Source organism: Streptomyces sp. NPDC104581 (assembly GCF_055583685.1).
In genome coordinates this window covers 251570-271493 of sequence record NZ_JBVJNN010000003.1, presented here as the reverse complement: position 1 = coordinate 271493, position 19924 = coordinate 251570, and the positions used below count along the sequence as shown (strand labels likewise).

General features: G+C 71.1%; 20 protein-coding genes. 12 read left to right on the top strand and 8 right to left on the bottom strand.

Annotated elements, in window-relative coordinates; all coding sequences use genetic code 11:
• Positions 1–25 precede the first annotated feature (25 nt).
• Positions 26–1528 carry an alpha/beta hydrolase gene (locus ACZ61E_RS04485; RefSeq protein ID WP_469697494.1) on the bottom strand — a complete coding sequence of 501 codons (1503 nt, stop codon included), beginning with the start codon at positions 1526–1528 and terminating at the stop codon, positions 26–28.
• 155 nt (positions 1529–1683) lie between these two features.
• On the opposite strand from ACZ61E_RS04485, the gene ACZ61E_RS04480 reads away from it, so the two are divergent.
• Both ACZ61E_RS04480 and ACZ61E_RS04475 read left to right on the top strand, forming a co-directional pair.
• Positions 1684–2868, top strand: a complete 1185-nt coding sequence (locus ACZ61E_RS04480) for a sensor histidine kinase (RefSeq protein ID WP_469697492.1) — start codon at positions 1684–1686, stop codon at positions 2866–2868.
• Positions 2869–3546: a response regulator transcription factor gene (locus ACZ61E_RS04475; protein WP_469697490.1), complete on the top strand. Its 678-nt coding sequence runs from the start codon at positions 2869–2871 to the stop codon at positions 3544–3546.
• Positions 3547–3556: 10 nt separating this feature from the next.
• Here ACZ61E_RS04475 and ACZ61E_RS04470 read toward each other — a convergent pair whose 3' ends face one another.
• Both ACZ61E_RS04470 and ACZ61E_RS04465 read right to left on the bottom strand, forming a co-directional pair.
• Positions 3557–4177, bottom strand: coding sequence for a hypothetical protein (locus tag ACZ61E_RS04470; protein WP_469697488.1), 621 nt, complete (start codon positions 4175–4177; stop codon positions 3557–3559).
• Positions 4178–4349: 172 nt separating this feature from the next.
• A complete protein-coding gene (locus ACZ61E_RS04465; RefSeq protein ID WP_469697486.1) occupies positions 4350–5993 on the bottom strand; it encodes a family 20 glycosylhydrolase in 1644 nt (547 codons plus the stop codon).
• 143 nt (positions 5994–6136) lie between these two features.
• Between ACZ61E_RS04465 and ACZ61E_RS04460 the strand changes: the two genes are divergently transcribed.
• From ACZ61E_RS04460 to ACZ61E_RS04435, 6 genes are all read left to right on the top strand, one after another.
• Positions 6137–6766: a 2-oxo-4-hydroxy-4-carboxy-5-ureidoimidazoline decarboxylase gene (locus ACZ61E_RS04460; protein WP_469697484.1), complete on the top strand. Its 630-nt coding sequence runs from the start codon at positions 6137–6139 to the stop codon at positions 6764–6766.
• Positions 6767–6935: 169 nt separating this feature from the next.
• Positions 6936–7316 (top strand): succinate dehydrogenase, cytochrome b556 subunit, encoded by a 381-nt coding sequence (gene sdhC, locus ACZ61E_RS04455; RefSeq protein ID WP_469697482.1) that lies wholly within the window; start codon positions 6936–6938, stop codon positions 7314–7316.
• Between the two features lie 4 nt (positions 7317–7320).
• Positions 7321–7812, top strand: a complete 492-nt coding sequence (locus tag ACZ61E_RS04450; RefSeq protein ID WP_469697480.1) for a succinate dehydrogenase hydrophobic membrane anchor subunit — start codon at positions 7321–7323, stop codon at positions 7810–7812.
• A 20-nt stretch (positions 7813–7832) separates the two neighbouring features.
• Positions 7833–9587 carry a succinate dehydrogenase flavoprotein subunit gene (gene sdhA, locus ACZ61E_RS04445; RefSeq protein ID WP_469697478.1) on the top strand — a complete coding sequence of 585 codons (1755 nt, stop codon included), beginning with the start codon at positions 7833–7835 and terminating at the stop codon, positions 9585–9587.
• Positions 9587–10366 carry a succinate dehydrogenase iron-sulfur subunit gene (locus tag ACZ61E_RS04440; protein WP_469697476.1) on the top strand — a complete coding sequence of 260 codons (780 nt, stop codon included), beginning with the start codon at positions 9587–9589 and terminating at the stop codon, positions 10364–10366. The genes sdhA and ACZ61E_RS04440 overlap by 1 nt, the downstream gene beginning before the upstream one ends.
• A gap of 122 nt (positions 10367–10488) precedes the next feature.
• Positions 10489–11013 carry a hypothetical protein gene (locus tag ACZ61E_RS04435; RefSeq protein ID WP_469697474.1) on the top strand — a complete coding sequence of 175 codons (525 nt, stop codon included), beginning with the start codon at positions 10489–10491 and terminating at the stop codon, positions 11011–11013.
• On the opposite strand, the gene ACZ61E_RS04430 is transcribed toward ACZ61E_RS04435, so the two are convergent.
• Both ACZ61E_RS04430 and ACZ61E_RS04425 read right to left on the bottom strand, forming a co-directional pair.
• Positions 10996–11757 carry a cold-shock protein gene (locus tag ACZ61E_RS04430; protein ID WP_469697472.1) on the bottom strand — a complete coding sequence of 254 codons (762 nt, stop codon included), beginning with the start codon at positions 11755–11757 and terminating at the stop codon, positions 10996–10998. The two genes, ACZ61E_RS04435 and ACZ61E_RS04430, sit on opposite strands and share 18 nt — an antisense overlap.
• A 76-nt stretch (positions 11758–11833) precedes the next feature.
• Positions 11834–12277 carry a carboxypeptidase-like regulatory domain-containing protein gene (locus ACZ61E_RS04425; RefSeq protein WP_469697470.1) on the bottom strand — a complete coding sequence of 148 codons (444 nt, stop codon included), beginning with the start codon at positions 12275–12277 and terminating at the stop codon, positions 11834–11836.
• A gap of 168 nt (positions 12278–12445) precedes the next feature.
• Between ACZ61E_RS04425 and ACZ61E_RS04420 the strand changes: the two genes are divergently transcribed.
• Both ACZ61E_RS04420 and ACZ61E_RS04415 read left to right on the top strand, forming a co-directional pair.
• Positions 12446–13177 carry a response regulator transcription factor gene (locus ACZ61E_RS04420; RefSeq protein ID WP_469697468.1) on the top strand — a complete coding sequence of 244 codons (732 nt, stop codon included), beginning with the start codon at positions 12446–12448 and terminating at the stop codon, positions 13175–13177.
• 38 nt (positions 13178–13215) lie between these two features.
• Positions 13216–14706, top strand: coding sequence for a sensor histidine kinase (locus ACZ61E_RS04415; RefSeq protein ID WP_469697466.1), 1491 nt, complete (start codon positions 13216–13218; stop codon positions 14704–14706).
• Here the strand turns inward: ACZ61E_RS04415 and ACZ61E_RS04410 are convergent.
• Both ACZ61E_RS04410 and ACZ61E_RS04405 read right to left on the bottom strand, forming a co-directional pair.
• On the bottom strand, positions 14672–15976 hold the full coding sequence (locus ACZ61E_RS04410; RefSeq protein WP_469697464.1) for a metallophosphoesterase: 1305 nt from the start codon (positions 15974–15976) through the stop codon (positions 14672–14674). The two genes, ACZ61E_RS04415 and ACZ61E_RS04410, sit on opposite strands and share 35 nt — an antisense overlap.
• Positions 15977–16011: 35 nt before the next feature.
• On the bottom strand, positions 16012–16326 hold the full coding sequence (locus ACZ61E_RS04405; RefSeq protein WP_469697463.1) for an SCO4848 family membrane protein: 315 nt from the start codon (positions 16324–16326) through the stop codon (positions 16012–16014).
• Positions 16327–16477: 151 nt separating this feature from the next.
• Here ACZ61E_RS04405 and ACZ61E_RS04400 point away from each other — a divergent pair, with 151 nt between their 5' ends.
• Positions 16478–17773: a D-alanyl-D-alanine carboxypeptidase family protein gene (locus ACZ61E_RS04400; protein ID WP_469697461.1), complete on the top strand. Its 1296-nt coding sequence runs from the start codon at positions 16478–16480 to the stop codon at positions 17771–17773.
• Positions 17774–17899: 126 nt separating this feature from the next.
• On the opposite strand, the gene ACZ61E_RS04395 is transcribed toward ACZ61E_RS04400, so the two are convergent.
• Positions 17900–18832, bottom strand: coding sequence for a YihY/virulence factor BrkB family protein (locus ACZ61E_RS04395; protein WP_469697459.1), 933 nt, complete (start codon positions 18830–18832; stop codon positions 17900–17902).
• A 322-nt stretch (positions 18833–19154) separates the two neighbouring features.
• Here ACZ61E_RS04395 and ACZ61E_RS04390 point away from each other — a divergent pair, with 322 nt between their 5' ends.
• Positions 19155–19910, top strand: coding sequence for a decaprenylphospho-beta-D-erythro-pentofuranosid-2-ulose 2-reductase (locus ACZ61E_RS04390; RefSeq protein ID WP_469697457.1), 756 nt, complete (start codon positions 19155–19157; stop codon positions 19908–19910).
• The last annotated feature ends 14 nt before the right edge of the window (positions 19911–19924 follow it).

Here is a 19924-nt window from a genome sequence, read left to right as displayed (position 1 = left end):
CCACCGCTCCCGCGGGGTGTCCTGGTCACGTGCCCGGTTCCGCCGGACAGGCGCGGTCGCCGGCCGGCCGCTCCCCGGTGGTCAGGAACCCGGTCGTGATGTCCTTGGCGCAGGCGTTGGCGCCGAAGGGGTAGACGCCGTGACCGCCCTGGTCGACCGTCACCATCGCGGCCCGCCGCCCGAAGGCTTCGCGGAGCGTCCGCGCGCCGGACAGCGGGGTCCCCGGGTCCCGCTCGTTCTGGACCATGAGCACATTCGACGGTCCCCGGTCGTCGATCCGCACCGGCGGCTCGATGCCCTGGCGCGGCCAGAACGCGCACGGCGTGATGTTCCCGGTGGACCCGCCCAGCATCGGATACCGTTCCCGGTCGGCCGCGGCGGCACGCCGGTAGTCCCGGACGTCCCGCGGCCAGGAGGAGTCCGCGCAGATGACATGGTGGCGACCGGCCGGGGAGTTGTCGGTGTCACCCGGCTGCGGGCCGATCGGCAGCGGCCTGCCCTGGTCGAGCGCCTGCCAGGCCTTCGCCAGTGTGGGGAGGTTCGCCTCGGCGAAGAGGTACTCCAGCGAGATGCCGCGGAACAGTGTGCCGTCGACGCCGCCGACCGGCTCGGCGTCCAGACGCGCGGCGATCCGCTCGAACGTCTCGGCCACCTGCCGCGGTGTGGTGCCCAGTTCGTAGGCGGGGTGCGCGGCCACGTACGCGGCGAAGTCGGGGAAGCGGTCCGCCAGCCCCCGGGCCAGCGCGCGGAAGGCCGCGACGTCGTAGCCGCCGGCGCCGAGGCTGCTGTCGAGGACGATCCGGTCACCGTTCCGGGGGAACATCGTCGCGTAGACCGCGCCGAGTGAGGTGCCGTAGGAGGCACCGAGGTACGAGAGGCCGGGCTCACCCAGCGCGGCACGGATCCTGTCCATGTCGCGCGCCGTGTTCGCGGTGGTGGTGTGCGGCAGCATCCACGCGCTCCGGGAGGTGGCGCACTGCCGCGCGATCTTCCGCGCGTAGGCGGCCTCCTCCGTGACGTCGGCCGCCGTACGCGCGTAGGCGGGGAAGTTGCCCCGCTTCTGCTGATCCGGCGTCAGGTCGCAGGTGACCGGTGTGCTCTCGCCGACGCCGCGCGGATCGAACCCGATCACGTCGTAGGCGTCGAGCACCTTCCGCGGCAGTCCGGCATCCGCGAGAAGCGCCGGATAGGTGAGCCCGGAGGCACCGGGGCCGCCCGGATTCGTCAGCAGCACGCCACGGCGCTCGGACGGCTTCCCGCTCGCCAGCTTGGAGACCGCGATCCGGATCTTCCGGCCCTCCGGCTTCCGGTAGTCCAGCGGAACCCTGAGCGTGGCGCACTTCAGACGGGCACCGGCCCCCGGTGCCCCGGAGCCCTGGTCCCCCTCCTTCTGGGGGCACGGGCTCCACTTCAGGGAGTCCGACGCGACGGCCTTCTCCGGGGACGGGGAGGTGCAGGCCGCGGTGGTGGCGGCCACGGCGGTGACGGCGAGGATGAGGGACAGGGTCGTCTTCGGCGAGTACGGCATGGCACGAGCCTGGTCCGCCGGCCCGCGCCGCCGCGTCCCCCTGACGGGCGGAACGGACTCCGACCACGGGCGGGGCCGCGATTCGACTCCGGTAGGGGGTGTCTCAGCCTCCGGTCCGAGGTGGCCGGGGTGGTCCGCCGGGGACAATGGCCCGAATGGAGACAGACCCCGCCCCTCGCCTCGCGGCACGTCAGCAGGTCTGGCGACTGGGAGCAGCCGCCGCTCTCGGCGTACCGGTCTGGCTGGCCACCGGCTTGTCGATGCACTACGGGGAGCTGACCGGCTCCCGTTCCTGGTTCCTCATCGGTGACCCGCTGGTGGCTCTCAGCTGTCTGACCGCGCTGTGGTGGCGGCGGCGGTCACCCCTGGCCGTCGCCGTGGCGGTCACGCTCGTCTCGTCCCTCTCGGCCCTCGCCATCGGCGCGGCGGTGCTGGCCCTGACGTCGGTCGCCACCCGGCGCCGCCCGCTGGAGACCGGGGCCGTCGTACTGGCTCATCTCGTCTCGTCCCTGATCGCCCCCGCCGCCTACACGGTCATCGAACAGCCGGGCATGTACTGGGTGGGGTTCGTGTTCCCCCTGCTCACGGCCGGGATCGCGGTGGCCGTGGGCACAGCCGTCGGCGCCCGGCGAGCCGAGGTGCGGTCCCTGCGGGAGCGGGCGGAGAGCGCGGAGCGCGAGCAGGCCGCCCGCGCGGCGCAGGCACGGACCATGGAGCGCAACCGGATCGCCGTCGAGATGCACGACGTACTCGCCCATCGCATCTCCATGGTCGCCATGCAGGCGGGAGTGCTCGGTCACCGCGGCGACCTCACGGCCGAGGACACCGAGGTGCTGATCCGCGGCATCGCCGACAGCTCCCATCAGGCACTGGAGGAACTCCGCGATGTCCTCGGCGTGTTGAGGACGGACTCGGAGCGGCCGGAGGCGGCCCGGCCCTCCCTCGGCCGCGTCGCGGACCTCGTCGGCGACGCCGGCTCCCTCGGGCTGGATGTCACCCTCGTCGACTCCGTGGCGGAAGCGCCCCCGGAGAGCGTCGGCCGGACCTGCTACCGGATCGTCCAGGAAGGGCTGACCAACGCCGCCAAGCACGCCCCGGGCGCACACGTACGCCTCACCCTCGAAGGAAGTCCGGGCCGTACGCTGGACATCAGCGTCCACAACTCGCCCGCCACCGCGCCACCCGTGGAGACACCCGCATCGGGATTCGGTCTCCTCGGCCTCACCGAACGCGTCACCCTGCTCGGAGGGGAACTCGTCCATCACCCCACACCAGGGAACGGATACCTCCTCACCGCACGACTGCCCTGGCCCGGGGCCGGCCACGAGAGGAGCGTCTGAGTGGAGAGCCGGCGGGAGCGGGTGCGGGTCGTCATCGCCGACGACGAGGAACTCGTACGGATGTCACTGCGGCTCATCATCGAAGGCGAACCGGACCTGACCGTCGTGGCGGAGGCCACCGACGGCGACACCGCCGTCGCCGCGGTGGACCGCCACCAGCCGGACGTCGTCCTGATGGACATTCGGATGCCCGGACGTGACGGCATCGACGCGACCCGTCAGCTCCTCGGCCGGCCCGCGCCCCCACGGGTGCTCATGCTGACCACGTTCGACTCCGACGCCCTGGTGATCGGTGCGCTGCGCGCGGGAGCGCTCGGGTTCATCCACAAGGACACCCTGCCTCCGCGGATCCTCGACGCGGTACGAACGGTCGCGGACGGCGGATCCGTCCTCTCCCCCGCTGCCACGGCACGGGTCGTCGCCGCGGCCACCGCGCCGGACTCCCCGCACGTCCGCGGAGCCGCCCGCGAATCGGCCCGGGCCAGGTTGTCCGCGCTGAGCGCACGGGAGAGGGAAACGGCCGGAGCCATCGCGGAAGGTCTGGACAACCGGGACATCGCGCAGCGGCTGGGCATCAGCGTCGCCACCGTCAAGGCGCACACGAGCAGCCTGTTCGCCAAACTGCACGTCCGCAACCGCGTACAGATCGCACTTCTCGTACGCGACGCGGAGCACTAGGGTCCGTCGATCAGCGGGTTCGCGCTCGGCGCGAGACGACGGCGCGGAGCACTCGCCGGCCCTCCGTCGACAGGTCGAGCGCCTGGCGCAGACCCGCCGTGCCGTCCGTCTCGCCCAGGATCTCCAGGATCTGGATCTGGCGCCGCAGTTCACCGGAGACCAGCGGACCGGCGACGAACGGCCCGATGCCGGGCTCGCCGCCGGGTCCGTCGGCCACTCCCGTACGGCAGCGCCGCACCCAGTCGCTGTACGCGCCGCTCTCGACGGTGCCGGGAGCGCCGGTGACCCGGTCGCCCACCACGTCGAACTGCTGGTGGATCTCCAGCGCCACGACCGAGCAGGTGTCGGACCAGCCGCGCAGTGGCTCGGCCGCCCACTCGGAGGGCGCGGCGGCGAGCATCTTCCGTACGAGGACGGCCGTTTCGTCGCTGATGACGGCGGCCTCCATCGCCTCCCTGGCCACCGCGAGCCGCGGGGCCCAGGTCTCCTCCCCGCCGGCGATACCGGACCAGAGGGGGCGCAGCACCTCACCCTCGTCGGCGAGCAGGGGCAGGCAGCGGTCGAGGCAGGCGACCCCGCTCGCGGCGAGTCCCCGTTCATCCGCCCGAACAATCAGTTCCACCAGGCTCATTCACGCCTCCCGTCACGGGCAGAATACTGCTCCTTACAGCGCCCAGCGGCTGGAATACGTCACTGATGGCTCAGACTTGGGGGTCGGTACGCGAGGAAGACCCACGCGGAAGCCGTTATGTCGCGAATGACGGACCGCGCCGATCAAGCCGTGCGCGGTTGACGCCCGCCCCTCACCCGGTCGCCTTGTCGGCCAGCGCCTTGAACTGCGCCCAGGAGAGATCCGGCTTCACCGGGTTCCACACCTTCTGCGACATCGCCGCCAGGGGCAGCCGGATGCCGGCGGCCACCTGGGCCGGTGTCTGCGCGTTCGCGATGTCGCCCCAGACGGCGAACCGCGCGCCGAGGATCTGCTTCGAGTACTTCTCGGGCACGGGTGTCGTCCCGCGCAGCACCAGCGGGGTCCACTGCTCGTAGATCCGCCGGCCGGTGGGGTACACGAAGTCGTTCGGCTGGCCGAGTACGTAGTAGAGGAACTCGTCGTTGAGGTTCACCACGGGACGGCCCTCGCGCAGATAGTCCAGCGGGGGCCGGGCGCCGATCTCCTTGCCGGTCCAGTAGTCGACCTGGAGGTTCCGGTCGGCCTTGACGACGCCCCCGGCGAAGAAGCCGTCGTTCCACGCCTGGATCTCCTTCTTCCGGGGCCGGACCACGGCGGCGCGGTCGTTCATCCAGCCGGTCGCGAGGTCCTGGACCTTGGCGTCGGGGCCGTACTTCTTCCTGGCGGCGGCGGCCAGTTGGGGGAAGGACGCCTGGGGGTCGCTGACCACGAGCGCCTGGTACTCGTCGGCACCGATGTGCCAGTAGGGCCCCGGGAAGAGGGTGTCGTACTCGCGCAGCAGATCGTCCACGATCTTCGCGGCGGCGGGCTGCGAGATGTCGATGGCGCCCCGGGTGGTCTTCCCGTTCACGTCCCGGAGTTGCAGCTCGGGGTGGGGTGCCATGACGGCGCCCAGATGCCCGGGTGAGTCGATCTCGGGGATGATGTCGATGTGCAGCCGCCCGGCGAGCGCGATGATCCCCCGGACCTCGGCCTTGGTGAGGTGCTGCTCGGAGACGATCTCGGGGTGCGTGTCGGAGGCGATACGGAAACCCTGGTCGTCGGAGAAGTGCAGGCCGAGCTGGTTGAGTTTGAGGTCGGCCATCTCGCGCAGCCGGTCCTCGATCCAGCCGGCGGTGTAGTACTTGCGCGCGATGTCCAGATTGAGTCCGCGCTGCGGCCGGTCGGGCCGGTCCTGTACGACGCCCTCGGGTATCGCCCCGTCCGCGCGCACCGACTGCTTGACGGTGCGGGTGCCGTAGAAGACCCCGGCCTCGTCGGGCCCGGCGATCCTGACGCGCCCGTCGCGTGTGGTGAGGGTGTACGACTCGGGGCCCGCCTGCTTGCCCGACTCCAGGGCCAGCTCGATGTCGCCGGCCCCGGCCGCGACGGCGCCCCGGTAGTCGATCTTCAGCTCCTTGGCGAGGAGCTGCCCCTCGTCGGCCAGCTTCCCGCTGTTCTCCGCGATCACGACGGCGCTGTCCCCGGAGGGTCGCCAGCCGGGTCCGCGGGCCGCTTCGAACTTCCGTACGGAGGGCACGACGTCCGGCGCCTCGGACAGCGGGCCGGTGCCCGAGGGGCTGGGTGCGGCCGGGCGGGTGTCGGAGCGGGCCGACGACGCCTCGGACCGGGGGCCGTCCGGCGGTGCGGTGGCCGATCCCGCCGGTGCGCTGTGGTCGGGCGGGGTGGCGTCGGGCCAGGCCACCACCGTGAGGGTGACCGCTGCCGCCACTGTCGCGGCGCCGCCCACCAGTGTCGCTGGGGAGTTCCACCTCATCCGTGATCATCCCTTGCGTGGTGAGAGAGGAAGGAAGTAGGGCGAACGTCCCATGTCCCTGTCCATCGCGCGAGCCGGGGGTGTCCCGTCCGGGTGAAATTCGCGCATCTGTCGGGCACCCGTCACCCGCCGTCGATAGCGTTGTGAAACATCCGTCTCACCCTTGTCTCCCTTCACTTCCGCCACCGCGGCCGGTCGTCTCCGGCCACTCCCGCCAGGAGCCCACGCTGTCCAGCGATTCCCCCGCCGGCCTGGCACGCTTCAACACCGCCCCGGCCGACACCGTCGAGCACGCCCTGCTGGCCTGCTGCCGAAACCGCCGCTGGGCCCGCCGGCTCACCGACCACCGCCCGTACCCGACCGTCGACGCGCTCCTGGCCGCTGCCGACGAGGCGAGCTACGACCTGTCCCGGACGGATCTCACCGAAGCGCTCTCCGACGAGTCGTCGGCCGACCCGCACCACGCGGCGCCGCTCGCCGCCAGGACCGCGCTGCGGGCGGCGCACGCCGCGTACGAGAGCAGTTTCGGCCACGCCTTCGTCATCAGTCTCGACGATTTCCGCCCCGAGGAGCGGCTGAACCAGGTGCTGAGCGGAATCCGTAAGAGGCTCACCCACGATCCCGACGAGGAGCGTGCCGTCGCCGCCGACGAACTGCGCCGCCTCGCCCGCTCCCGGGTCGCGCGTCTCGTGGCCGACGGACCGCCCGCACCCCGTGTTTCGCAGGAATCCGGCGACTCAGGCCGTCCGGATAGCCCGTCCGTGGCTGTTTGACTGCCTGTTTGATCACACCGATGGGCCCCCGGGCGATCGAGCCGACAAAGCGTCGCTACGATGGCCGGGGCCGGTGGACCGTACCCGGCCGGGCGCGACCGACACCACTGTGCTTCATCGAGTAGAAGATGGCGGCCGGCCCCTATCACCGCTCCCGGAGGGCTTTTCCGTGCCGGCTGGAACGCTGTACCGCGGCCGGGAAGGAATGTGGTCATGGGTGGCTCATCGAGTCACCGGCGTCACCATCTTCTTCTTCCTGTTCGTCCATGTGGTGGACACCGCACTCGTCCGCGTCTCCCCCGAGGCCTACGACGACGTCGTGTCGGCCTACAAGACGCCCATCGTCGGCCTGATGGAGTACGGCCTCGTGGCCGCCGTCCTCTTCCACGCTCTCAACGGCCTGCGCGTCATCGCCGTGGACTTCTGGTCCAAGGGCCCGCGCTACCAGAAGCAGATGCTCTGGAGCGTCGTGGGTGTCTGGCTCGTCCTGATGCTGGGCGCCGTCTACCCCGTGCTCGGCCATGCCGCTCGCGAACTCTGGGGGAACTGACCCGATGTCCGCAGACACCACCGCGACCGGTTCCACCGCCGCGATCAGTCCCGTCGAGGGCGTCGGCGTCTACGACGCCGACAACCCGGCGCCGCTCATCGAGCCGCCACGCAAGCGCACCGCGAAGACCCCCAGGTCGACGCGCGGCAACTTCGAGATGGCCGCCTGGCTGTTCATGCGCCTGTCCGGCGTCGTCCTCGTCGTCCTGGTCATCGGCCACCTGCTCATCCAGCTCGTGCTGGACGGCGGCGTCAGCAAGATCGGCTTCGCGTTCGTGGCCGGCCGCTGGGCGTCCCCGTTCTGGCAGGCGTGGGATCTGCTGATGCTGTGGCTGGCGATGCTGCACGGTGCCAACGGCATGCGCACGATCATCAACGACTACGCGGAGCGTGCCAACACGCGCCTGTGGCTCAAGGGTCTGCTGTACACCGCCACGGTGTTCACCGTCCTCCTGGGCACGCTGGTGATCTTCACCTTCGACCCGAACATCCGCTGAAGCCGGGGCTGACGAGAGCAATGAAGATCCATAAGTACGACACCGTCATCGTCGGCGCCGGCGGCGCCGGTATGCGCGCGGCCATCGAGTCGACCAAGCGCAGCCGCACCGCCGTGCTGACGAAGCTGTACCCCACCAGGTCCCACACGGGCGCCGCGCAGGGCGGAATGGCCGCCGCGCTCGCCAACGTGGAGGAGGACAACTGGGAGTGGCACACCTTCGACACGATCAAGGGCGGCGACTACCTGGTCGACCAGGACGCCGCGGAGATCCTGGCGAAGGAGGCCATCGACGCGGTCCTGGACCTGGAGAAGATGGGTCTGCCGTTCAACAGGACGCCGGGCGGCACCATCGACCAGCGCCGCTTCGGCGGCCACTCCCGCAACCACGGCGAGGCCCCGGTCCGCCGGTCCTGCTACGCGGCCGACCGCACCGGCCACATGATCCTCCAGACGCTCTACCAGAACTGCGTCAAGGAGGGCGTGGAGTTCTTCAACGAGTTCTACGTCCTCGACCAGCTGATCGTGGAGATCGACGGCGTCAAGACGTCGGCGGGAGTGGTCGCCTACGAGCTGGCCACCGGCGAGATCCATGTCTTCCAGGCGAAGTCGGTCATCTACGCGTCCGGCGGCACCGGCAAGTTCTTCAAGGTGACGTCCAACGCGCACACGCTCACCGGTGACGGCCAGGCGGCCTGCTACCGGCGCGGACTGCCGCTGGAGGACATGGAGTTCTTCCAGTTCCACCCGACGGGCATCTGGCGCATGGGCATCCTCCTGACCGAGGGCGCCCGCGGCGAGGGCGGCATCCTGCGCAACAAGGACGGTGAGCGCTTCATGGAGAAGTACGCGCCCGTCATGAAGGACCTCGCCTCGCGTGACGTCGTCTCGCGGTCGATCTACACGGAGATCCGTGAGGGCCGCGGCTGCGGTCCCGAGGGCGACCACGTCTATCTCGACCTGACGCACCTGCCGCCGGAGCAGCTGGACGCCAAGCTCCCGGACATCACCGAGTTCGCCCGTACGTACCTGGGCATCGAGCCGTACACGGACCCCATCCCGATCCAGCCCACCGCGCACTACGCGATGGGCGGCATCCCGACCAACGTCGAGGGCGAGGTCCTGCGCGACAACACGACGGTCGTGCCCGGTCTGTACGCGGCCGGCGAGGTCGCGTGCGTGTCGGTGCACGGCGCCAACCGGCTCGGCACCAACTCGCTGCTCGACATCAATGTCTTCGGCAAGCGCTCCGGGATCGCCGCCGCCGAGTACGCGGCCAAGCACGAGCACGCCGAACTCCCGGAGAACCCGGCCGAACTGGTCGAGACGCAGATCCGGCGGCTGCGCGAGTCGACCGGCGACGAGCGCGTGGCGGTCATCCGCCGTGAGCTCCAGGAGACCATGGACGCCAACGTCATGGTCTTCCGCACCGAGGAGACGATTCTGGCGGCTGTGGAGAAGATCGGCGAGCTGCGCGGGCGCTATCTGAACGTGTCCATCCAGGACAAGGGCCGGCGCTTCAACACGGACCTGCTGGAGGCCGTCGAGCTGGGCAACCTGCTCGACCTGGCCGAGGTGATGGCCGTGTCGGCGCTCGCCCGCAAGGAGTCGCGCGGCGGTCACTACCGCGAGGACTTCCCCAACCGGGACGACGTGAACTTCATGCGCCACACCATGGCGTACCGCGAGGTCGGCGACGACGGCACGGAGTCCATCCGTCTCGACTACAAGCCGGTCGTCCAGACCCGCTACCAGCCGATGGAGCGTAAGTACTGATGGCAACTCCCCTACTGGACAAGGTCGAGGACGCGACCCCGGCGTCGCCGTACATCACGGTCACGCTGCGGATCCGCCGCTTCAACCCGGAGATCTCCGACGAGTCCCGCTGGGAGGACTTCTCGATCGAGATCGACCCCAAGGAGCGGGTGCTCGACGCCCTCCACAAGATCAAGTGGGACATCGACGGCTCGCTGACGTTCCGGCGCTCCTGCGCGCACGGGATCTGCGGCTCGGACGCGATGCGGATCAACGGCAAGAACCGGCTGGCGTGCAAGACGCTGATCAAGGACATCACGTCGTTCGACAAGAAGACGGGCGCCGCGAAGCCCATCACGGTCGAGGCCATAAAGGGGCTCACGGTCCTCAAGGACCTGATCGTGGACATGGAGCCGTTCTTCCAGGCGTACCGCGACGTGATGCCGTTCCTGGTCACCAGCGGCAACGAGCCGACGCGTGAGCGGCTCCAGTCGGCGGAGGACCGCGAGCGGTTCGACGACACCACCAAGTGCATCCTCTGCGCGGCGTGCACGTCGTCGTGCCCGGTGTTCTGGAACGACGGGCAGTACTTCGGCCCGGCGGCGATCGTCAACGCGCACCGGTTCATCTTCGACTCGCGTGACGAGGCGGGCGAGCAGCGCCTGGAGATCCTCAACGACAAGGACGGCGTGTGGCGTTGCCGCACGACGTTCAACTGCACGGACGCCTGCCCGCGCGGTATCGAGGTCACCAAGGCGATCCAGGAAGTGAAGCGCGCGCTGATCACCCGGCGTTTCTGAGCGCCGCGCGCCCGTGTACCGGGCGAGGGCCCGTTTCCGTACAAAGCCGTAACGGCCCGTACGGAGCGGGCCCTTTCTGTGCCAGGATTCGGTCAGACCAGTGACAGGGGAAGCGGGGAGACATGAGCCAGCCGAATCCGAACCCGAATCCGGAGGGGGACGGCGCCTACGGATGGGGCCCCACCCAGCCGGGATACGGCTATCCCAACCCGGCCCCGGGATACGGCTATCCGGGTCCAGGTCAGGGCTACGACCCGACGATGGCCGGCCAGCACATGCCCGCCGCGCAGGCGGGCGGCGGCGCGCCTCTGGTGTCGATCGGCGACATCACCGTCATGAACCACGGGATCGTGACACCCTCCGGCACGCTGCCGCTGCGCGGCGCGGTGTGGAACGCGACGGACATGTCGCGCACGGAGGAGAAGATCCCGACGCACGCCATCATCCTGGCGGTCATCTTCTTCCTGTTCTGTCTGCTCGGTCTGCTCTTCCTCCTGATGAAGGAGCGTAAGACGACCGGCTTCATCCAGGTGATGGTGACCAGCGGCGGCAAGCACCACTCGACGATGGTCCAGGCCACCGGACCGGACTCGTTCCAGCAGGTCATGGGGCAGGTCGCGTACGCCAGGTCACTCAGCAGCATGTGACGGGAGGGGCGCCGCCGTACCGGCTCCGCTGCCGGGGGCTCCGGTGCCCTCGGGCCAGACCGTCACCGCGCGTCGGCGGTAGCCGTCCTGCTCGGCCTCCTCTACGGAGAACGTGACGGCCTGGCCCGCCACCGGCTCGACACCGGTCTCACCCGCGACGGCCGAGAAGTGCGCCCAGACGTCCTCGCGGAAGTTGGCGGCGTCCAGCACGCCCCACCCCTCCTCCTCGTGCCACGCGCGCACCCGGCCGGCCAGCGGTACGCCGAAGTGGTGGTGCAGGGCCAGCACGTCACGTTCGTCGTCCTCGTCGAGCGCGTACCCGGTGTGCGAGGCGATCTGGAACTCGGGGGTGCCGCAGCCGACCCGGCGGCCCCGGACCCGCCCGCTGCCGGTCAGCGAACCCACCGGATAGGGCAGCCCGCCGGGGCCGTACACCTCGGTACCCCGCTCGTCCGTGCGCGCGGTGCCCAGGTCCACCGCGTGGACGTCGACCAGCCGGCCGCCGTCGTCCACCAGCACGTGGTTGTACGGACCGTCGTCGCGGAACAGCCGGAAGCCGTGGTCTCCCATCGTGCGCCCGTAGTGGGCCAGGCTCTCGGCGCGCACGACGATGTCCAGGTCCTCGTGGGGGCGGGTCTGTTCGCAGAGCAGGGCGTCCACGCCCCAGCCGCCGTCGAGCCACACCTCGATGCCCGCCCGGTCGAGCAGGTCCAGGACGCCCAGCACATCCTCCGCACTCATCATGGTCCCGACTCTGACCGATGGGGCGGTGGCCCGCAGCGTATTTCCGTGCGCGCGGCGTCGCGCCTCCACCGTTCGGTCAGACCGGGCGCGAGGGGGAGGCGGCCTCCGAGGGGCTGAGTGTCAGATCGTGGACGAGGGGTTCGCCGCCGACCTCGATGCGCCGGGTCCACGGCTCGTGCCCCCGTGACACCGCGCCCAGCAGACAGGCGCCGCCGGCGGGGGCGCTCAGGATGTACGAACCGTCGGCGAGCGTCGCCACCCGGTCGAGCCGTACGCCGCCGGGTGAGACCAGGGTCAGCACGGCACCGGCGACGGGCGCGCCGTCCTCCGTCCGGACGAAGCCGTACACGACGGTGGCGCCGGAGACGCTCGCCTCCTCGGGAGGCTCCGCCCGCGCCGGCGAGGCGGCCTCGGGGGCCCCGGCGGCCGGGGGCGGGAGCCGCCCGCCGAGTCTGCGCGGCAGCCCCCGCGCCAGGACCACGAGCTTGTGCCGGCGGCACCGCCGTGCCCATGCCTCCACAGTCCGTTCCCTCCGCTCGTGACGTGCCCGTTCCCTTCTCCCGCGGGTCGGGCCGGAACTCCAGAATCGGGTGGGCACACCGGTCCGGGCGCGTGCGCGGAGGTGACTCTCAAGGAACTCCAAGGAGGCACGGGCCGGGCGGCGAGGGCACGTGCGGATACTGGTGCCATGACTGCTGGAGCTGTGACCGCCGGAGACCCGACGGACGCACCGGCGACCGTGCTCCTGGTCGAGGACGAGCCGAGCATCGCCGACGTCCTGACCATCGCCCTGCGCTACCACCGGTTCGAGGTGCTGGCGGCGGGCTCGGTACGGGAGGCGGCGGAGGCCGTACGGCGCGCGCGCCCGGACGTCGCGCTGCTCGACGTGATGCTCCCGGACGGCGACGGCCGGGACATCGCGCGCCAACTGAGGCTGTCGCACCCGGAGATGGCGGTGCTCTTCCTCACCGCGCGGGACGCGCCCGCGGAGATCGTCGGCGGACTCTCCCTCGGTGACGACTACATCACCAAACCGTTCAACGTGGACGAGGTGGTCGCCAGGCTCCGGGCGGTGCTGCGCCGGACCCGCCCGGCCGACCGGCTCGCCGTCCGGCCGCCGCTGCGGTACGGCGATCTGGAGCTGGACGAGGCGACGTACACGGTGCGCAGGGCGGGCCGCACGGTGGAGCTGACCCCGACCGAGTACGCGCTGCTGCGGTTCCTGGTGCGCAACGCCGGTGCGGTGGTGACCAAGGAGCAGTTGCTGCGGCACGTCTGGCGGTACGAGCACGCGGCCGAGTCCACGGTGGTGGAGACCTACATCAGCTATCTGCGGCGCAAACTCGACGTGCACGGACCGCCGTTGATCGTGACGAGACGCGGGGTCGGCTACGGCATCGCGGGGCCGGACCCCTCGTGACCCCGCTCCCCCGGGTGCGCCCCCGGAGGCCTTTCCGGATGCCCTTCCGGGGGCCCAGGCACCGTACGCGCTCGCTGCGTTCGAAGCTCACGCTGGTCAATGTGGTGCTGCTGGCGCTGGGCATCACGATCGCGACCGCGGTCAGTCTCTTCGGGCTGCGGCACTATCTGCTGGACTCCATCGACTCCGAACTGACCACGTCGCGCGACGGGTTGCGGCGCACCGAACTGACGATCAGGCAGATCGAGTCGCTCAGCTCGCTCGCGGCGATAGTGGAGAAGGTCTCGCCCAGCAGGCCGGGCACGGGCTCTCTGCCGGCACCCGACTCCGTCTTCGTGGCGGTCGACGCGCACGGCAGGGCGCTGAAGTTCGCCGGTGTCGTACCGAGCGAGCGGCAGCGTGAACTCGCCCGTACCGTCACCGACCCGACCGCCCTGAGCGAGGAGCGGGGCGTGCGCGAGGTGCGGGTGGGCGGCGACCCGTACCGGGTGGTGGGGGCCCGGCTCGGCGACGGCTCCACGGTGCTGATCTCGACGTCGACCAAGGCCGTGCACGAGAGCCTGCTGCTCGCGTTCAAGCTCGACGCCGCCGCCGGCGGGCTGCTGCTGGTCCTGCTCGCGCTGATCACCCTGGTGAACGCGAACCGTACGCTGCGCCCGCTCGGTGACATGGTCGAGACGGCGACGGCCATCGCCGAGGGCGATCTGACCCGCCGGGTGCCGGGCCGCCACGACCCGGTCACCGAGACGGAGCAGTTGCGGCTCGCCCTCAACGCCATGCTCCAGCAGGTCGAGTCCGCGTACGTGACGCGTGAGCGCAGCGCGGCGCAGCTGCGGCGGTTCGTCGCCGACGCGTCGCACGAGCTGCGTACGCCGCTGTCCGCGATCCGGGGCTATCTCCAGCTGTCCCAGAAGGGAATGCTCAGCGGAGAGGCGGAGCACGCCCGCGCGCTGGCGCGGATGACCGACGAGGCGGACCGGATGGCCCGGCTCGTCGACGAGCTGCTCACCCTGGCCCGGCTCGACCAGCGGCCGGTGCTGCGGCTGCGACCGGTGGATCTGAGCAGGCTGGTCCGCGACGCGACCGACGATCTGCGGGCGCAGCAGCCGGACCGGCCGCTCGACGTGGCGGCGGCGGGCGCGGTGCTCGTCCGGGCGGACGAGTCCGGACTCCGGCAGGTCATCGGCAATCTGCTGATGAACGTGCGTGTCCACACGCACGCGGACGTGCCGGTCCGGGTGGAGCTGGGGTGTTCGGAGGCGGGTGAGGTGCGGCTGTGCGTCCGCGACGAGGGGCCGGGGATGAGCGGCGAGGACGCGGACCGGATATTCGACCGTTTCTTCCGGGCCGGGAGCGGCGGTGCGGGCAGCGGGCTCGGGATGGCGATCGTGCAGGCGGTGGTGCGCTCCCACGGCGGCGCGGTGTCGGTACGGACGGCTCCGGGGACGGGCCTGACGGTGACGGTCACGCTGCCGCGGGCCCGGCCGGCGGCTCTCACGCCTGGCGGGACGCCAGCTGCACGACCGTGACGTCCGCGGGCGCCCCGACCCGCACCGGCGGGCCCCACGCCCCGGCCCCGCGCGTCACGTAGAGCGCGGTGTCGCCGTACCGCTCAAGACCGGCCAGGGTCGGGTTGGCCGCCTGCGCGATGTAGTTCACCGGCCACATCTGGCCGCCGTGGGTGTGTCCCGAGAGCTGGAGGTCGATGCCGTGCTCGACCGCGTCGTGGATGACGACGGGCTGGTGCGCGAGGAGCACGGACGCCCTCGCCGGGTCACGGCCGTCGAGCGCCTTCCGGAAGTCGGGGCCCTCGCCCTCCTCCTCGCCCGCGATGTCGTTGACGCCCACGAGATCGAACCCGGCGATCTCCACGCGGGCGTTCTCCAGCGGGTGCAGGCCCAACTCCCTTACGTGGTCGACCCATTCGGCCGCGTCACCGAAGTACTCGTGGTTCCCGGTGACGAAGTACGAGCCGTGCTTCGCCCGCAGCCCGGCCAGCGGCTCGGCCGCCGGCCCCAGGTCGGCGACGGTCCCGTCGACCAGGTCACCGACGACGGCGACGAGGTCGGGGTTGGTGGAGTTGATGGTGTCCACGATGCGCTGCGCGTGGGCCCTGCCCAGCAGCGGGCCGAGGTGGATGTCGCTGACGACGGCTATCCGGTAGCCGTGGGCGGCGCGCGGCAGCTTGGCGAGGGGCACGGTGACGCGCTTCACAGTGGGGCCGGAGAGCACGTTCACCGTGCCGTGTCCGACGGTGGCGAGCGCGGCGGCGGCCGCGGCGCCGCCGACGACACGGGAGACGAAGAGGCGCCGCGAGGGGCCGGGGGCCGGGGCCGCGGGGTCCGCGGAGGCAGCGGGGTCTTCCGGGGCGGCGGGGTCCGGCTCCGTGCCCTTGTCCGTGTCGGGGCCGGAGGCGGCCGGCGCGTTCGCCGGCGCGGGCCCTCCGACGGTCGCCGGCTCCTCGACGGCCACGGTCTCCGGGGTGCCGCGGCCCGCCGCCCGCCGGTCGAGCACCCGGCGCAGCACGGGCCGTACGGCCTCGCCCACCAGCAGTGCCAGCAGCAGATACAGCAGGGTCGCCAGCCACATGTACGCGGGCCAGCCGAGGACCTGCTTCAGCGCGAACGGCGTCTCGGCGCGGCCCACCCCGACACCGGCGACGGTCAGGACCGGCAGCAGGATCATCACCGCGGTGCCCGCCCTGCGGGCCGTACCGCCCGCCACTGTCGTGTCGCGGACCAGGCGCCGCCATATGTAGTAATGCGCGCCCGCCACCAGCGTGATGGCGACGAGTGCCATCAGAACAACCACGACGATCACAAGCCGGTCCCCTTTTATCCCTGTCGCTGTCTCTGTACTACGTGCTCGTCGCCGGGTTCGTTCCTGGGCTCGTGAGGGGAATCACCGCGCGTCTCGTGGCGCCGGGCGCGGACTCCGCGGAACCCCACCGCCCCAACTCCCGTCCCCAGAAGGAAGGACGTAATGGCGAGCAGCAGATGCACCCAGAAGTAGCCCGTGGGATCACCGGCGTCGTCGAAGGCGAGTCCGCTGCCGTCCTGCCACAGATTCTTGACGAAGGTGATCCAGATGAACCAGCTCCACACCCCGAAGGCGAGCAGGAACCAGGACACGGGGCGGCTGAGCTTCATGGATCCAGTATCGCCGGAGGCCGTGCCACCGCTTCGCCGGGGGCTGCCCGACGAGGGCCGATGGCCGGAAAGTGGTCTGTCCCAGCGGTGGAAGCGGCGGGTCCGGCCGCCGGTGTTCGGATCGACTGTCAGGCCATGTACGTTTCCGACCGTGTCCGCATTGAAAAAGACCGCGTTGACGGTCGTCGCCGCCGCGTTGCTGCCCCTTCTGACCGCCGCTCCCGTCCTGGCGGACGACGCGGACGCGGACAAGCCCGAGGACAGGCGGCCGAAGCCGCCGGCGGCGATGTCGACGGTCGGTGGCACCCTGCTCGGCAAGCCCGGCACCCAGGTGAATCTGGCCCCGGGTGTGCCGGTCCTGCCGAAGAAGCTGACCGGCAGGTCGTGGATCGTGGCGGACGCCGAGAGCGGTGACGTCCTCGCCTCGCACAACGCGCACTGGCGGCTGCCGCCCGCGTCCACGCTGAAGATGCTCTTCGCCGACACGGTCCTGCCCGTGCTGCCGAAGGACCGGTCCCACAAGGTGACGAGCGCCGACCTGGCCGGCGTCGGTGAGGGCAGCAGCCTCGTCGGGGTGAAGGAGGAGAGCACGTACACCGTCCACGACCTGTGGATGGGCGTGTTCCTGCGCTCGGGCAACGACGCCGTGCACGTCCTGTCCGGGATGAACGGCGGCGTCCGCAAGACGGTCGCCGACATGAACAGGCACGCGGCCGAGCTGAAGGCGCTCGACACGAATGTCGTCTCACCGGACGGTTACGACGAGAAGGGGCAGGTCTCCAGCGCGTACGACCTCACGCTGATCGCCCGCTCCGGACTCCAGAAGAAGGACTTCCGGGAGTACTCGTCGACGGTCAGGGTTCAGTTCCCGGGCGAGGAGAAGAAGGCGAAGAAGGGCAAGAAGGCCCCGAAGCGCGAGACCTTCGAGATCCAGAACACCAACCGGCTGCTGACCGGTGACGCGGGCCTGGACCCCTACAAGGGCATCGCCGGCGTCAAGAACGGCAACACCACCGACGCTGGCTCCACCTTCACCGGTGTCGCCGAGCGCGACGGCAAGGTGCTGCTCGTCACGGTCATGAACCCGTCCGGGGAAGAGAGCCTGGCGGTCTATCAGGAGACGGCCCGGCTGCTGGACTGGGGCTTCACCGCCGCGGGGAAGGTCGAGCCGATCGGCGAGCTGGTGAAGCCCGCATCGCCCGGCGACGGCTCCGACAAGGAGGCCGTCGGGGACAAGGAAGCGGGCGGCACGGGCGAATCGGGCGGCGACGGCGGGGCGGACCAGGCTTCGCTGGGCGACAAGGCGTCCGCCTCGTCGGGATCGAGCGGCATGGGGATCGCGGTGGCCATCACGGGCGGCGCCCTGCTGCTGCTGGCGGGGGCCGTGTTCCTGGTGAACCGCCGCTGGCCGCTGCCCGACCTCGTCAAGCGCCTGCCGGGCCGCTGAGGGGCCGCCACCGGCCCTCCGGCGGGGACGGCACCGTCCGGGGCGAGCGGCGTCGGGCGCGGGCGTCATCGGCGCGGCGCGCTCCGGGCCCGCCCCGCCGGTCCGGCAAGATCCAAACGACAGACCCTAGCCGCCGGGGGCGACCGCAGCCGAGTCCGTCGCGTCGTCGTCCGTCCCCGCCGGGCTCCCCTCCTCCGGCGACGGCTCGTCCTTGCTCGGCGTCGCCGTCCAGGCGGCGCAGAACAGCATCAGCTTCGCAGTGAAGTTGATCCACAGCAGCAGCGCGACCGGCACCCCGAACGCGCCGTACAGGCTCTTGCCCGCCACGTCGCGCACATAGCCGCCGAGCAGCAGCTTCAGCAGTTCGAAGCCGATCGCGCCGATCACCGCCGCGACGATCAGCCGGCGCCGCGGCGGATGCACACCGGGCAGCAGCGTCAGCACGTACAGCAGGATGAGGAAGCCCGCGACGGCCGCCACGACGATCGCCGCGATCTGGAGCAGCACACCGCCCACGCCGCCCTCCGCGATGCCGAGCCGGTCGGCGCTCCAGCCGACGGCCGTGGAGCCGAGGGCCGACGCGCCGACCGAGGCGAGCGCGGTGACGCCGAGCCCGACGAGGATGACCGCGTCCTTGGCCTTGAGGACGAAGGGGTTGCCCTCGTCCACGCCGTCCAGCTCCCACACGGCGCGCAGGCACTCCCGCATCGAGCCGACCCAGCCGATCCCGGTGAACAGCAGCAGCGCGCCCGCCACCAGACCGACCGTGCCCGCGTTGGCGACCAGCGCGTTGAGGTCGAGCTGGTCGGAGATGCCGGGCACCTGGTCCTTGAGCTTGTCCTGGAGTTGGTCGAGCCGGTCCTCGCTGAGCAGCGAGGCCCCGATCGCCGCGCTCACGGTGATCAGCGGGAAGAGCGCGAGGAAGCTGATGAAGGTGATCGCCGCCGCGAGCCGGGTCCAGTGCGTCCGGTCGAGGGTCTCGTAGGAGCGCCAGGCGTGCGTCAGCATCAGCCGGGCCACGAGCGGCCCGACGACGGGGAGTTTTTTCAGCCAGTCCATGACGGAGACCTGCCCTCGGATCGGAGAACCAACGGTCGGGTACCCCGGATGCCGATTCTCACGTCAGTGCCCGCCACCGCTCACCCTGCCACCCATTCATACGAGTAAGGCAGTGAATACGGCTTATAGCGCAGAGAACCGCGTTTAGGGCGATACCGTCTCGACCATGTCCGCCGAGATCGCCGAGCCGGGCACCGACGACACCGTCTCCGTCACCGGCGGGGCCGCACCGCCCCCCGGCCCCCGGCCCCGAAGCCCTGCCCCAGCCCGTCCCGGCCGTCATGAGGCTCACCCGCACCCTCGCTGCAAGGAGCACCGCACCATGAAGGACGCCTTCGGCATTCCGCAGTCCCTGCTCGTCCTCGGCGGCACGTCCGAGATCGCGCTCGCCACCGCGCGCCGGCTGATCACGCGTCGCACCCGCACGGTCTGGCTGGCCGGCCGCGCGTCGCCCGCGCTCGACACCGCCGCCGAGCAGCTCCGTACACGGGGCGCGGAGGTGCGCACCGTCGACTTCGACGCGCTCGACCCGGCGTCGCACGCGGAAGTGCTCGGCAAGGTCTTCGCGGAGGGCGACATCGACATGACGCTCCTCGCCTTCGGCGTCCTCGGCGACCAGGCGCACGACGAGGCGGATCCGGTGTCGGCCGTCAGGGTCGCGCAGACGAACTACACGGGCGCGGTCTCGGCCGGTCTGGTGTGCGCGGCGGCGATGCAGACGCAGGGGCACGGTTCGCTGGTGGTGCTGTCGTCGGTGGCCGGTGAGCGGGCGCGGCGCGCCGATTTCATCTACGGGTCGAGCAAGGCGGGTCTCGACGCGTTCGCGCAGGGGCTCGGGGACGCGATGCACGGCACGGGTGTGCATGTGATGGTCGTGCGGCCCGGTTTCGTACGGACGAGGAGGACGGCCGGGCTGGAGGAGACACCGCTGGCGACGACGCCGGAGGCGGTGGCCGTGGCCGTGGAGCTGGGGCTGCGGCGCCGCTCGGAGACGGTGTGGGTGCCGGGAGCGCTGCGGGTGGCGATGTCGGTGCTGCGGCATCTGCCGAGGGCGGTGTTCCGGCGGCTGCCGATCTGAGCCCGGACGGCCGG

Coding starts and splice junctions, on each gene's coding strand:
- ACZ61E_RS04440 (WP_469697476.1), top strand. CDS start 9,587: ATGGCAACTCCCCTACTGGACAAGGTCGAGGACGCGACCCCGGCGTCG.
- ACZ61E_RS04480 (WP_469697492.1), top strand. CDS start 1,684: ATGGAGACAGACCCCGCCCCTCGCCTCGCGGCACGTCAGCAGGTCTGG.
- ACZ61E_RS04415 (WP_469697466.1), top strand. CDS start 13,216: ATGCCCTTCCGGGGGCCCAGGCACCGTACGCGCTCGCTGCGTTCGAAG.
- sdhA (WP_469697478.1), top strand. CDS start 7,833: ATGAAGATCCATAAGTACGACACCGTCATCGTCGGCGCCGGCGGCGCC.
- ACZ61E_RS04395 (WP_469697459.1), bottom strand. CDS start 18,832: ATGGACTGGCTGAAAAAACTCCCCGTCGTCGGGCCGCTCGTGGCCCGG.
- ACZ61E_RS04470 (WP_469697488.1), bottom strand. CDS start 4,177: ATGAGCCTGGTGGAACTGATTGTTCGGGCGGATGAACGGGGACTCGCC.
- ACZ61E_RS04390 (WP_469697457.1), top strand. CDS start 19,155: ATGAAGGACGCCTTCGGCATTCCGCAGTCCCTGCTCGTCCTCGGCGGC.
- ACZ61E_RS04420 (WP_469697468.1), top strand. CDS start 12,446: ATGACTGCTGGAGCTGTGACCGCCGGAGACCCGACGGACGCACCGGCG.
- ACZ61E_RS04435 (WP_469697474.1), top strand. CDS start 10,489: ATGAGCCAGCCGAATCCGAACCCGAATCCGGAGGGGGACGGCGCCTAC.
- ACZ61E_RS04485 (WP_469697494.1), bottom strand. CDS start 1,528: ATGCCGTACTCGCCGAAGACGACCCTGTCCCTCATCCTCGCCGTCACC.
- ACZ61E_RS04410 (WP_469697464.1), bottom strand. CDS start 15,976: ATGGCACTCGTCGCCATCACGCTGGTGGCGGGCGCGCATTACTACATA.
- ACZ61E_RS04465 (WP_469697486.1), bottom strand. CDS start 5,993: ATGAGGTGGAACTCCCCAGCGACACTGGTGGGCGGCGCCGCGACAGTG.
- ACZ61E_RS04450 (WP_469697480.1), top strand. CDS start 7,321: ATGTCCGCAGACACCACCGCGACCGGTTCCACCGCCGCGATCAGTCCC.
- ACZ61E_RS04430 (WP_469697472.1), bottom strand. CDS start 11,757: ATGATGAGTGCGGAGGATGTGCTGGGCGTCCTGGACCTGCTCGACCGG.
- ACZ61E_RS04405 (WP_469697463.1), bottom strand. CDS start 16,326: ATGAAGCTCAGCCGCCCCGTGTCCTGGTTCCTGCTCGCCTTCGGGGTG.